Genomic DNA, 12,717 nt, shown 5'->3' on the forward strand with positions numbered 1-12,717 from the left:
CAGACGTTCCTCCGAGAAATCGCTGGGCGCATTGTCGCTCTCAGCGCAGGGCCAAAGAATTGTCATGAGTTTTAGCCTGCCGGACTTTCGCCGCAAATGGTCTTATCGCGGCAATATGTCCGCGGGCGCGGCAATGGTTACCGCTGCGCTTGGGCTATCGCTCGTGCTGCCTGAGCCCGCGGACGCGCGAAACTATGCTGCACCGCTCGATATCTTTGGTTTTGGTGCGCGGCGGCCACACCGGAGCGTTCACTCCACCAAGATACCGCTACCAAAGCCGCGGCCTGACGAGGCTCCCAGAAGAATAGGCAAGGCAACCGATGAGGCTGCGCCGGAGGCTGACGACAAGTCTTCCCCGGAGAAGCCTCCCCCGGACAAGCCCGGCGGCAATAAGCCGGCCGAGGCTGCGGCACCGCCCGAAAAGCAGCTCTCGGCCTGCCGGCTTTCACTGACCGAGGAGATCGCGGTCGCGCCGTCCATTCCCGACATCCACGGCCCCGGCGCCTGTGGCGGCGAAGACCTGGTGCGGCTGGAGGCCATCGTGCTGCCGGACAAGCGCAAGGTCGCGGTCAAGCCGGCGGCGACCCTCCGCTGCACCATGGCATCGGCGATTGCGGATTGGGTGCGTACCGACATGGTGCCGCTGGCCACCAGCCTCGGCTCGACCATCACCGATCTGGACAATTTCGACAGCTTCGAGTGCCGCGGCCGCAACCGCGTCGTCGGTGCGATGCTGTCCGAGCACGGCAAGGCCAACGCGCTCGACGTGCGCGCGCTCAAGCTCGCCAACGGGCAATCGATCGGCCTGACCGATCGCACCCTATCCCGCGACGTGCGCGAGCGCGTGCTGCATTCGGTTTGCGCGCGGTTCGCCACCGTGCTCGGCCCGGGCTCGGACTGGTACCACGAGGACCACATCCACCTCGATCTCGCGCAGCGCCGCAACGACTACCGGATCTGCCAGTGGAACGTCTGGGATCCCTTGCCGCAGATTGCGCCCCTGCTGCCGGCGGAGCGCCCCGAGGAGGCGCCGCCGCGCGAGGTTGCGGCCAAATCGGAGGTCGGCAAGGAGGCGGCCGACGATCAGGAGAAACTCACCGCGCCGGCGGACAAGCCGGCACCCGCCTCCGGCAAGAGCAAGCCAGCAACAAAAAAGCGCCGGTGAAAACCGGCGCTTTTCGAAAGCCTTCAGATAACGCTGAAATCGCTAGTTGCTGCTCGGAAAACCGCCGCCGCCCTGCAGCGCGAGGCGCGAATTGTAGGGCGAGTCGCCATGCTTCGGCTCGAGCACCACGACGATGGTGCCGATCTTGACGCGGCTGTAGAGGTCGATGGCGTCCTCGTTGGTCAGGCGGATGCAACCCGACGAGATCGAAGCGCCGATATATTCAGGCTGGTTGGTGCCGTGGATGCGGAACAGCGTGTCCTTGCCGCCCGAGTAGAGATACATCGCGCGCGAGCCCATCGGATTGTCCGGGCCGGGGGCGACATAGGTCGGAACGCCCAGACGCGAGATCTCGCCGGGGGTCGGATGCCACGCCGGCCATTCGGTCATGCTGCCGACCTTGGCGATGCCGGACCAGGCCATGGCCTCTTCGCCGACGGTGATGCCGTAGCGGATCGCCTTGCCGCCATCCATCACATAATAAAGGTAGTGGTTGTCGGAATCGACCACGATCGAGCCCGGCGATTCCTTGCGGTGGTAATCGACAATGGCGCGACGGAACGGCTCTGCCACCGGCGTATTTTCGTACCGGATCTTGGCAAGGAGTTCCTTGTCCTTGGGCTTGAAATTCTGGGTGTTGGTGGCTTCGAAATGCGTGGCCTGCATGCAGCCCGACAGCATGAAGCCGGCAGCCAAAACTCCAACGATAACTTTCAGCGACGACATGGTTTGGTTCCAATCAAAACAATACCGCGCAGGTCCTTGAAACGTAGCACCCAAGGCCTCGACTCCGTTGATTTCATTATCGTTGAAATCCGCCACAATTCCAGCTTTTAGGGGCTTATCCCGCGCTGCGAGACCCAACCTGTGGCTTTTTTGCCGCAAGTTTTCCGCGTCTGGGCTGGTTCTTTGGCGCGAAAAGCACAGCTGTCGATTCCGTGCCACAGTTGGGCCATGCGGCCGCCACAAATGCAAACGCTCCGTTAATGTGGTTGTCATCATGAACTTGTCAGAATCGCGCTAAGGGCAGTCATTCTGTCGCAGGCCCCGTCTTGGAGTTGTTCATGTTTTCTGTGTTCGTTCCCACCGACTCCTCCCTGAAGAAGGCCGTCGTCAACGATCTCGAGGCGGTGCCCGACCACGCCGTGTGGGTCGACCTGGTCAACCCGACCGCGGCCGAGGACAAGGCGGTCGAACGGCTGCTGGGGATCGCGATCCCGACCCGGGAGGACATGCAGGAGATCGAGATCTCCAGCCGCCTCTATATCGAGAACAGCGCGCGCTATATGACCGCGACGCTGATGTGCCACTCCGATACCGACATGCCCCGGACCACGGCGGTGACCTTCATCCTCGGCGACCATCGTCTGGTGACGGTGCGCTACGACCAGCCCAAGCCGTTCGCTCTGGTCGAGGCCAAGCTGGCCCGCACCTGCGCCCCCGCGATCACAGGCGAGATGGTGCTGATGGAACTGCTGGACGCCGTGATCGACCGTTGCGCCGACATTCTGGAACGCTGCGGTATGGAGATCGACCAGGTCAGCCACGACATCTTCGAGCCGGAGAGCGAGCGCCACGGTCACGCCAAGCAATATTCGCAGATCCTGATCTCGATCGGCCGCAAGGGCGATCTCACCTCCAAGGTCCGTGAGAGCCTGGTGTCGATCGGCCGCGTCGTGACCTTCCTGTCGGCGGTGGTGGAGGGCGTGAAATGGTCCAAGGACATGCGCGAGCAGCTCAAGACCATGCAGCGCGATGTCGCCTCACTGACCGACCATGCTTCCTATCTCTCCAGCAAGATCACCTTCGTGCTCGACGCGATGCTCGGCGTCGTCAACCTCGAGCAGAACAACATCATCAAGCTGTTTTCGGTCATGGCCGTTGTCCTGATGCCGCCGACGCTGATCGCTTCGATTTACGGCATGAACTTCAAATCGATGCCGGAACTCGAATGGGCGCACGGCTATCCATTCGCGCTGGTGCTGATGGTGATCGCCGCGATCGTTCCGTACTGGATCTTCAAGCTCAAGAAATGGCTGTGATCCGGCACGCGCTTCCGAAAATAGTGACCGAGACCTTACGCCGGTCGCCGAGACAAGCCTGATGGTGTCGCAGAATAGAGCGTCATTGCGGCCACGCCGTGATGTGTGTGCCGTGCCCCAATTCCTCCGGTAAAATTTGAGCGGTGGGCTGAACGTTTGCGCGAAACTTGTCTGCGATAAGCAGCGGGTTAGCCGCGAGGAACAACCATGGTTGAAAAACACATAACGACGCCCCCCAACGTCATCGATCTGACGAGCTATCGTCAGGTGGTGGCGAGCGGCAAGGCGCCGTCGTTGTCGGCACGCATGTGCCGGCACTGTGGTGCTCCGCTGCTCGATGGCGAGAACGATGACGACTGCTCGACGGCATTCAACGCAGCCGCACCGCGGTTGCGCGAACGGTCGCGTCGAATTCGCCTGGATTGAGGAAGCGGAAGGAAGGGCGGGCGATCCAGTCTTGCGGCGGCGTTGTCTGGATCGCCTAGCTTCCCGCCTTTCGCGGCAAATTCCCTAGCGCTTTACGATCTCAGCCGTCGAGACGATCGTCTCGGCGACGATGCCGTTGCGACGCCGTACTGGCAAACCGGCCAAAGCGTCACCTTCGATGCGTCACCTAGACGTGCTGGCCGCCGTTGATGTGGATCTCGGCGCCGTTGACGTAAGAGCTGGTGTCCGTGCACAGCACGTAGACGATCTTGGCAACTTCGTCCGGCGTGCCGAGCCGGTGCATCGGGATCTGCTGCTCGACGATCTTCTCGGTGCCCGGCGACAGGATCGAGGTGTCGATCTCGCCCGGCGCGATCGCGTTCACGCGCACGCCGACGCGGCCGAAGTCGGAGGCCATCTCGCGCGTCAGGGAGGCAAGTGCCGCCTTCGAGGTGGCGTAGGCTGCGCCCGCGAAGGGATGCACGCGCGAGCCGGCGATCGAGGTGACGTTCACGACCGAGCCCTTGGCCGCCTTCAATTCCTCGATCAGGCCACGCGCGATCATGATCGGCGCGAAGAAATTGACGTGGAAGACGTGCGTCCAGGTGTCGAGGTCGGTGTCGACAGACCCGAGCCTTGAGCCGCCCGGGCCCTTCGGCGAGATCGCGGCGTTGTTGACGAGTGCGTGCAGCATGCCGCCTTCGAGGCGGTTGCGGATATCGGAGATCGCGCGCGTGGTGTCCTGAGGATTGCCGAGGTCGACCTGGATGTGATCCTCAGGGCCGGCGTCCCACGGGCAATCCTCCGGGAAGGGATGCCGCGAACAGGTGATTACGCGCCAGCCCGCCGACGAGAAGCGGATCACGGTGGCGTGGCCGATACCGCGGCTCGCTCCGGTCAGGAGCAGCGTGCGGCGCGGCGCATTGGACGAATGCGGCATGGACATCTTTCAGGTCGGCCCAAAGATCGAGGCAAAGATCGAGACAAGGCTCTAGGGATACATCCGCGTCTTGGACCACGGCTGGCCGGCCGCGTCACGACGAAATTCGATGCGGTCGTGCAAGCGGAACGGGCGGTCGTGCCAGAACTCGATACGCGAGGGCGCAATGCGCCAGCCGCTCCAGCCGGGCGGCCGCGGCACGTCGCCGATGACGTGCTTGGCCGCGACCTTGGCAATGGCCTGCTCGAAAGCGAAGCGGCTCTCGAGCTCTTGCGACTGCTTGCTGGCCCAGGCGCCGATCTGCGCCTGCTTCGGTCGTGTGGCGAAATAGGCGTCCGCCTCGGCATCCGTTACCGGCGTCACGTTGCCGCGGATGCGGACCTGACGGCGCAGCGACTTCCAGTGAAAAAGTAAAGCCGCCTTAGGATTTGCGGCGAGTTCGCGGCCTTTCTGGCTGGCGATGTGGCTGTAGAAGACGAAACCTTGGGTATCGAAGCCCTTCATCAGCACCATGCGCACGTCGGGCAGGCCATCAGGATCGACGGTCGCGAGCGCCATCGCGTTCGGATCGTTCGGCTCGCTCTTGATCGCCTCGTTCAACCAGGCCTCGAATAGCGCAAACGGCTCATCGGCGGTGGTGAAATCACCGGATGTTAAGGGTGTCTGGTGTTTCATCGAGGTCGTGTCGGTCATGTCTGGAGTCCGAATTGCGTCCTGCGGCCCAAAGCGCGCTACCGTCTGGTACTGCCCTATATAGGGCATGGGGACGCGTTGGCCTATCGGCGATCCGGCCATCCAGCTTCGTCGTGACAATGATTCTAATCGGGCTCGGCGCCGGCGGCTGCAGCATGTCTCGCACCGACACCAACGCCTACGCCAAGGCTGACGACAGCGACCTCACCGGTTCGATCGCGCGACCGGCGAAGGACGCCGCACCGACCGAGACCGACCTTGCCTTTGCCCGCAACGCCGCCTCCGACGTGCTCAGCATCGGCGACAAGGACGCCAGCCAGCACTGGGAGAATCCGGAAACAGGCGCGCGCGGGTCGGTGACGCCGATCGCGCAATCCTATGCCGCCGAGGATGGCCGCAAATGCCGCGATTTCCTGGCGAGCTACGTCAACGGCACCACCGAAACCTGGCTGCAGGGCGCCGGTTGCCAAAGCAGCCGTGGCCGTTGGGAGATTCATACGCTAAAGCCGTGGCGGAGCTAGGAATCAGCCCCATCGACTAGTTGCAAAAATGCCACTCGCCCCCCACATGAGGCTCAGGTGGGCGGGGAGCCCTTTGAACATTTCGATTTCCTAAGAGGAGACGTGACGGATGCGCGACCCCTATGAGGTCTTGGGGGTGCCGCGGAGCGCGACCGCTGCCGCGATCAAGAGCGCCTATCGCAAGCTGGCCAAGAAGCATCATCCTGACAGCAACAAGGATGACCCCAAGGCCGCGGAGCGCTTCTCCGAGATCAATTCGGCCAATGAGATCATCGGCGACGAGGACAAGCGCAAGCAGTTCGATCGTGGCGAGATCGACGCCGAGGGCAAGCCGCGCTTCCAGGGCTTTCCGGGCGGCGGTGGGCCGCGCGGGCGGGCGGGAGCGGGCCCCGGCGGCTTCGAGTACTCGTTCCGTGGCGGCGCTGGCCCCGGTCAGGGAGCCGGCGCTTTCGAGGACATCCTCAACAGCATGTTCGGCGGCGGGATGCGCGGTGCGCGGCCCGGGGCCGGCGGCGGTGCGCAGTTCGAATTCGACACCGGCGGGATCGGGCTCGATCTCGACGTCAATGTTGCCATGTCCGTCTCGCTGGAAGAATCGGTCAAAGGCGGCGAGAAGCGCGTCCGGTTGCCGAACGGCAAGGAGCTCAACGTCAAGATTCCGGCCGGCGTCATCGAGGGCCAGCAGATCCGTCTGCGGGGACAGGGCGAGACCGCGCAAGGCCATCCACCCGGCGACCTCCTGATCACCATCAGCATCGCAGCCCATCCGTTCTTCAAGATCGATGGCTCCGACCTGAGGGTCGACCTCCCGGTCACGCTCTACGAGGCTGTCCTCGGCGGCAAGGTCCGCGTGCCCACGCTCGGCAATGCCGTGGAACTGTCAGTCCCGAAGAACACCTCCAGCGGCCGGACCTTCCGCCTCAAAGGCAAAGGCCTGCCAAAATCTGGCGGGACCGGGGATCTCTTCGTCACCATCAGGATTATGCTACCGGACGGGAACGACGCCGAGCTTGAAGCATTGATGGAAAAGTGGCGGGACCAACACCCCTACAATCCACGTAGCGGGCTTGGTTAGGGCGAGATCGGAACTGAAGGGGTTCTCCTAAAGGCCTAGCGCATCTCCGAACGGATGATGCTCATCATACGCGTGAAGCGTGGTAGCGCTTCGCTTACTCGACGTGTCGGCTGTCCGGCGGGGCAGTCGATAAAAAGGTGCGGCCTCGAGAGGGGGACCAGCGCGGTACCAAAAACCCCAATCGAGGCCGCCCGCGTCGATCGGCGGATCGAACGCTGCTCATTTTCGCGTGAACATCCGGTGCGATAATGAGACGCGCCCATGTCTTGATTCCAAATTTTCAATGACGGAATCTGGGCACGGCGTTTGCGCGGTTGTCTAGGTGCCGTTTTTCTCGGCCTGGTCGTACACGGCCTGCGCCACCTTGGTCAGGCGATCGCGGTCGGTGCCGCCGCCGCTGACGACGTAGCCGACGCCGCGCTCGGCCCAGAACAGCGCCCCATCCTTGTCCGTCCTGGCGTAGCGCATCTGCGTTGCGCCGGTCTCGGTCTTGGCGGTGTAGATCGTGTAGCGCTCGCCCGAGGCGCCCTCATACATCAGGAAGGACGCCGGGCCGTTCGGCCCCGGCAGCAACCGTCCGCCGACGAGTTTTAGCCCGCTCGCCTCCAGATTGGGCGCGAACACGGTCCAGCCGCAGCGCCGGGTCAGCCAGGCCTGGAGGTGGTCGCGCTCATTGCCGGGCACTTCGACCGGATGGCGGACCTCGACGACATAGAGGCGGTGGGCGTCGAGTGCGTCCTCGGTAAAGCTCTGGAATGTCGAGGGCGCATTTGCGGCGCCATGTGCCACCCAGCCGGCGGTGCCGCCGGCGACGAAGGCAACCAGCGTGGCGGCGATGGCGCCATAGAGCCATTGCCGCGGACGGCGTTCCAGCCGCTCGAGCTCCAGCCGGGCCGGCACCGGCTCTTGCGCGACGCCGTCGTAACGGGCGTGCAGCATCTCGGCCATGGTCCGCCAGGACTGCACCCGCTCGGCATCGTCGGGATGGGCGGCAAGCCAAGCCTCGACGTCGGCGCGGCGCTCGGGCGGCAACTCGCCATCGACAAAGGCGTGCAATTCGTCTTCGGTCACTGGAATATTGTGGTCGTTCATATCGGTCGTCTCTGGCTCTGCGGCCCAAAATATCTGACGCGGTTCAACTGCGCTGCTTCTCTCTCCGTGCAGGGGACTCGGCATGCGCGATGCATTAATCCTGCCATCATTTCACCCGCCTGAGCGCCGGGCGCTCACCCTCCAGCGACGCTTTGACGTGGGCTCTCGCACGCGCCAGGCGGGACATGACAGTGCCGATCGGCACGCCCTGGATGTCCGCGACCTCTCGGTAGCTCATACCCTCCAGCATCACCAAAAGCAGCACCGAGCGTTGCTCCTCGACCAGCGTCGAGAGGGCTCGCTCGATGTCGCGTCCCTCGGCCTCCGTCCCGCTGGCATCCGGGTTGTTCTCCGTCAGCTGCATGAATTGCGGCCGCCTTGCCAGCGAGCGTCGCCGGTTCTTGTTGAGGTTGGTCAGGATCGTGTAGAGCCAGCTCCTGACGTCACCTCCCAGAAACAACCGCTCCGAGCGCAATGCACGCACCAGCGTGTCCTGCACCAGATCGTCGGCCGCATCCGCATCGCGCGTCAGCGCGCGGGCGTAGCGGCGCAACGCGGGGATCATGGCTTCTACACTCTGGCGAAACGCACTCATGCCGTCTTTGATGTCCTGCCATTCGGCGCGAGCGCCTATAACAATCATAACACCCGAACGGAACGGCTATTCCGGCGCTGGAAACAGCGTTAACGCCGCGTATTAGGACTGTACCGCAGGGGAGGGCTGGTGTACCTCCAGACCTGAACGAGAGCTACAGGACGTGAGCAAATGGCGCAGAAATCAGGTCTGATGCAGGGTAAGCGCGGGGTCATCCTCGGCGTTGCCAACAACCGCTCGATCGCCTGGGGTATCGCCAAGGCATGCCAGGCGGCTGGCGCCGAGATCGCGCTCACCTATCAGGGCGATGCGCTGAAGAAGCGCGTCGAGCCGCTGGCTGCCGAGCTCGGCGCGCTCATGCTCGGCCATTGCGATGTCACGGATGCTGCGACCATCGACGCGGTGTTCGATGTGCTGAAGGAGAAGTGGGGCAAGATCGATTTCGTCGTGCACGCGATCGCGTTTGCGGACAAGGACGAGCTCGAGGGCCGCTACGTCGACACCACCGCGGACAATTTCTCCAAGTCGATGTTGATCTCCTGCTACTCGCTGACCGCGATTGCGCAGCGCGCCGAGAAGCTGATGACGGACGGCGGCTCGATCATCACGCTGAGCTATTACGGCTCCGAGAAGTGGATGCCGAATTACAACGTCATGGGCGTTGCGAAAGCAGCGCTGGAGGCGAGCGTACGCTATCTGGCCGCCGATCTCGGCGTGAAGGCGATCCGCGTCAACGCGATCTCGGCCGGTCCGATCAAGACGCTGGCATTCGCCGGCATCGCCGATTCACGCCTGCTGCTGAAATACAACGAGGTCAACGCGCCGCTGCGGCGCAACGTCACGATCGAGGAGGTCGGCGACAGCGCGGTGTATTTCCTCTCGGACATGTCGCGCGGCGTCACCGGCGAAGTCCATCATGTCGATTCCGGCTATAACGTGCTGGGCATGATGCGGCCTGAAGCGTCGGACACGTCGAAGGACTGACCACCGCCAGCAATGCCCGCGCCCACGATCTATTATCTTCGCCACGGCGAGACCGAGTGGAATGCGCTCGGCAGGCTTCAGGGCACCAAGGACATTCCGCTGAATACGCGCGGCCGCGACCAGGCCGTGCAGGCAGGCCTTATTCTGGCCGATCTCTTCAGGCGCGACGGCCACAACAAGGCGACGCTGCCCTATGTGTCGAGCCCGCTCGGCCGTGCCCGCCAGACCATGGAACTCGCGCGCGGCAAGCTCGAATTGCCCGTGACGGACTATGCACTCGACGATCGTCTGCGCGAGATCGGCTACGGCGTCTGGGAAGGGCTGACGCTGGCCGAGAGCGAGGCGAGAGATCCCGAGATCTATGCCAGGCGTCTCGCCGACAAATGGACGGTCGGGCCCGCTGGCGCCGAAACCTATGCCGACGTGCAGGTCCGCGTCCGTGCCTGGTACGACGAGCTCAAGGGCGACACCGTCGCGGTCGCTCATGGCGGCACCTGCCGCGCCCTGATGGTCTCGCTCGGCCTGGAGACGCCGGCTAGTGCCGCCGATCTCTATATCGAGCAGGGCGCCGTCTACGTGTTTCGCGACGGCCGGCTGGAGAAGTGTAGTTAAGCCAACCCGCCGTCATTCCGGGGCGCCCGAAGGGCGAACTCCGGTGCGCCCTTGCGCACCTGAGAATCTCGAGATTCCGCGTTCTATGCTTTGCATCGCCCCGGAATGACGGAACTAGGGTTGAACCTGATCCTCCTCGGCGCTACGACGTTGACAAACAAAGTTTATGCAGAACGTCAACGCTAGGCGGCAGCTCGGTATGTCCTTCAACACCTTCGGCCACATGTTCCGCGTCACCACCTTTGGCGAGAGTCACGGAGTGGCGATCGGCTGCGTGGTCGATGGCTGCCCGCCGATGATCCCGCTCACCGAGGCCGACATCCAGCAGGACCTCGATCGCCGCAAGCCGGGGCAGTCGCGCTTCACCACCCAGCGCCAGGAGCCGGACCAGGTGAAGATCCTATCGGGCGTGATGGCACATCCCGAGACCGGCGTGCAGGTGACGACGGGTACGCCGATCGGGCTCCTGATCGAGAACACCGACCAGCGCTCGAAGGACTATTCCGAGATCAAGGACAAGTTTCGCCCCGGCCATGCCGACTTCACCTACGAGGCGAAGTATGGCCTGCGCGACTATCGTGGCGGCGGCCGCTCTTCCGCGCGCGAGACCGCGATGCGCGTCGCCGCCGGTGCGATCGCGCGAAAGGTGCTGCCCGACGTGAAGGTGCGTGGCGCACTGGTGCAGATGGGCCCGCACAAGATCGACCGCGAGAAGTGGGACTGGGACGAGATCGCGAACAACCCGTTCTTCTGTCCGGACAAGGACAAGGCCGCGTTCTTCGAAACCTATCTCGACGGCATCCGCAAGAGCGGCTCCTCGATCGGTGCCGTGCTTGAGATCGTCGCCGAGGGCGTCCCGGCAGGCCTTGGCGCGCCGATCTACGCCAAGCTCGATTCCGATCTTGCCGGCGCGATGATGACCATCAATGCGGTGAAGGGTGTCGAGATCGGCGCCGGCTTTGGCGCCGCCGAATTGACCGGCGAAGAGAACGCCGACGAGATGCGCACCGGCAATGACGGCACGCGCTTTTTGTCCAACCACGCGGGCGGGATTCTGGGCGGCATCTCCACGGGACAGCCGATCGTGGTGCGCTTCGCGGTGAAGCCGACCTCGTCGATCCTGCAGCCACGCCTCACCGTCGATCGCCAGGGCGCCGACACCGAGATCATGACCAAGGGCCGCCACGACCCCTGCGTCGGCATCCGCGCCGTCCCGGTTGGCGAGGCCATGATGGCCTGCGTGCTGGCCGACCACTTCCTGCGCGACCGCGGGCAGGTAGGGCGGTAGAATCCCAGCTTGAAGCTTTTGGGCCGCGGTATCAGTCCACCGCGCAGCTTGACGATTCCACAACTTCGTCGGCTAATGTGGGCATGGAAAGCTCCGACCTCCAGCGCATCATCAATTGGCTGATCGACGGTGCCCGGTCGTCGCGCGGGTCGGCCGAGATGATCTCGGACGCCTGCGAGCAACTGGTTGCGGCCGGCCTGCCATTGTGGCGGTTCGGCGTCTTCATCCGCACCCTGCATCCCGAGATCTACGGCCGCAATTTCATCTGGCGGCAGGGCGAGGAAGTCGAGATCGGCACTGTCGATTTCGAGATTCTCGCCACGCCCGAATTTGCGCGGAGCCCGCTTCGGATCGTGTTCGAAGAAGGGCTGGAGGTGAGGGGACGCATGGATGACCCCGACAGCAAACGCTTTCCGTTCCTGGACGACATGCGTGCCGAGGGCGTCACCGACTACATCGCGACGCCGATGCGATTTCTCGATGGTTCGATCCATGCCATCAGCTGGACCACGCGGCATCCCGGCGGTTTCAGCGAAGACGACATCGCGACGATCCGCTCCATCGTCGCGCCGCTCGCGCGCGTCAGCGAGATCGTCACCCTGCGTCGTACCGCTGTGACGTTGCTCGACACCTATGTGGGAAATCGCGCCGGCGAGCGCATCCTCGGCGGCCAGATTCGCCGAGGCCACAACGACACCATGCAGGCCGCGATTTGGCTGTCGGACTTGCGCGGCTTCACCGCGCTATCCGACCGGCTGCCGGCCGAGACGGTCGTCGATATCCTGAACCGCTATTTCGACTGCCAGGTCACGGCGATCCGCGGCCATGGCGGCGAAGTTCTGAAATTCATGGGCGACGGCCTGCTCGCGGTGTTTCCGATCGACGAATATGTCGGCGATGCCAACCATGTCTGCGCGCGTACGCTGGAAGCGGCGCGCGAAGCCCGCGCCAGCGTCGAGGCGTTGGGGCATCCGGTCGGCGATGTCGTCGAACGCTTTCGTTTCGGCGTCGCCCTGCATGTCGGCAACATCCTCTACGGCAATATCGGTGGCGGCAACCGGCTCGACTTCACCTGCATCGGCCCTGCCATCAATCTCGCAGCGCGGCTGGAGAAGATCGCCGGCCGCCTCGGGCGGACCGTCGTGGTGTCCGAGGGCTTTGCCAAAGTCTGCCAGCATGACTGGCGCAATCTCGGCGAGTTTCCGATCGCCGGGTTCTCCAAGGCGCAGCGCGTGTACGGGCTCACCGAGGAAACGCCGGTGGTGATGGCGTAGCGTGCGCGAG

The 12,717-nt window shown here is 63.8% G+C and carries 14 protein-coding genes; 9 read left to right on the forward strand and 5 right to left on the reverse strand.

Translation table 11 applies throughout. The features are described 5' to 3' along the window. The first annotated feature begins 64 nt into the window (after positions 1-64). Positions 65-1,165 (forward strand): extensin family protein, encoded by a 1,101-nt coding sequence (locus tag XI06_RS27690; RefSeq protein WP_237863476.1) that lies wholly within the window; start codon positions 65-67, stop codon positions 1,163-1,165. A gap of 42 nt (positions 1,166-1,207) precedes the next feature. On the opposite strand, the gene XI06_RS27695 is transcribed toward XI06_RS27690, so the two are convergent. Next, positions 1,208-1,891, reverse strand: a complete 684-nt coding sequence (locus tag XI06_RS27695) for a L,D-transpeptidase (RefSeq protein ID WP_237863477.1) — start codon at positions 1,889-1,891, stop codon at positions 1,208-1,210. Positions 1,892-2,229: 338 nt separating this feature from the next. On the opposite strand from XI06_RS27695, the gene XI06_RS27700 reads away from it, so the two are divergent. Both XI06_RS27700 and XI06_RS27705 read left to right on the forward strand, forming a co-directional pair. Then, positions 2,230-3,207, forward strand: a complete 978-nt coding sequence (locus XI06_RS27700) for a magnesium transporter CorA family protein (protein WP_237863478.1) — start codon at positions 2,230-2,232, stop codon at positions 3,205-3,207. A 207-nt stretch (positions 3,208-3,414) separates the two neighbouring features. Then, positions 3,415-3,633, forward strand: coding sequence for a hypothetical protein (locus tag XI06_RS27705; RefSeq protein ID WP_237863479.1), 219 nt, complete (start codon positions 3,415-3,417; stop codon positions 3,631-3,633). Positions 3,634-3,820: 187 nt separating this feature from the next. On the opposite strand, the gene XI06_RS27710 is transcribed toward XI06_RS27705, so the two are convergent. Together XI06_RS27710 and pdxH are read right to left on the reverse strand one after the other, a co-directional pair. Continuing rightward, a complete protein-coding gene (locus tag XI06_RS27710) occupies positions 3,821-4,573 on the reverse strand; it encodes an SDR family NAD(P)-dependent oxidoreductase (RefSeq protein WP_237863480.1) in 753 nt (250 codons plus the stop codon). Between the two features lie 51 nt (positions 4,574-4,624). After that, positions 4,625-5,266 carry a pyridoxamine 5'-phosphate oxidase gene (pdxH, locus tag XI06_RS27715; protein WP_237863481.1) on the reverse strand — a complete coding sequence of 214 codons (642 nt, stop codon included), beginning with the start codon at positions 5,264-5,266 and terminating at the stop codon, positions 4,625-4,627. 119 nt (positions 5,267-5,385) lie between these two features. Here pdxH and XI06_RS27720 point away from each other — a divergent pair, with 119 nt between their 5' ends. Continuing rightward, entirely contained in the window at positions 5,386-5,787 is a 402-nt protein-coding gene (locus XI06_RS27720; RefSeq protein ID WP_333909372.1) for an RT0821/Lpp0805 family surface protein, read from the forward strand. A 109-nt stretch (positions 5,788-5,896) separates the two neighbouring features. Next, entirely contained in the window at positions 5,897-6,862 is a 966-nt protein-coding gene (locus XI06_RS27725; protein ID WP_237863483.1) for a DnaJ C-terminal domain-containing protein, read from the forward strand. Positions 6,863-7,180: 318 nt separating this feature from the next. Here XI06_RS27725 and XI06_RS27730 read toward each other — a convergent pair whose 3' ends face one another. Further along, positions 7,181-7,954: an anti-sigma factor family protein gene (locus XI06_RS27730; protein ID WP_237863484.1), complete on the reverse strand. Its 774-nt coding sequence runs from the start codon at positions 7,952-7,954 to the stop codon at positions 7,181-7,183. 106 nt (positions 7,955-8,060) lie between these two features. Next, on the reverse strand, positions 8,061-8,549 hold the full coding sequence (locus tag XI06_RS27735; protein ID WP_128953175.1) for a sigma-70 family RNA polymerase sigma factor: 489 nt from the start codon (positions 8,547-8,549) through the stop codon (positions 8,061-8,063). A 171-nt stretch (positions 8,550-8,720) separates the two neighbouring features. Here XI06_RS27735 and fabI point away from each other — a divergent pair, with 171 nt between their 5' ends. The 4 genes from fabI to XI06_RS27755 all read left to right on the forward strand — a co-directional run bounded on the left by fabI (position 8,721) and on the right by XI06_RS27755 (position 12,707). Next, on the forward strand, positions 8,721-9,533 hold the full coding sequence (gene fabI, locus XI06_RS27740; RefSeq protein WP_237870330.1) for an enoyl-ACP reductase FabI: 813 nt from the start codon (positions 8,721-8,723) through the stop codon (positions 9,531-9,533). 12 nt (positions 9,534-9,545) lie between these two features. After that, complete coding sequence (locus XI06_RS27745) at positions 9,546-10,145, forward strand: histidine phosphatase family protein (protein ID WP_237863486.1); 600 nt, start codon at positions 9,546-9,548, stop codon at positions 10,143-10,145. Positions 10,146-10,344: 199 nt separating this feature from the next. Further along, positions 10,345-11,433, forward strand: a complete 1,089-nt coding sequence (aroC, locus tag XI06_RS27750) for a chorismate synthase (protein ID WP_237870332.1) — start codon at positions 10,345-10,347, stop codon at positions 11,431-11,433. Positions 11,434-11,516: 83 nt separating this feature from the next. Further along, positions 11,517-12,707, forward strand: a complete 1,191-nt coding sequence (locus XI06_RS27755) for an adenylate/guanylate cyclase domain-containing protein (RefSeq protein ID WP_237863488.1) — start codon at positions 11,517-11,519, stop codon at positions 12,705-12,707. Positions 12,708-12,717 lie beyond the last annotated feature (10 nt).

The organism is Bradyrhizobium sp. CCBAU 11434 (genome assembly GCF_028128895.1).
In the GTDB taxonomy this organism is placed as follows: domain Bacteria; phylum Pseudomonadota; class Alphaproteobacteria; order Rhizobiales; family Xanthobacteraceae; genus Bradyrhizobium; species Bradyrhizobium zhengyangense.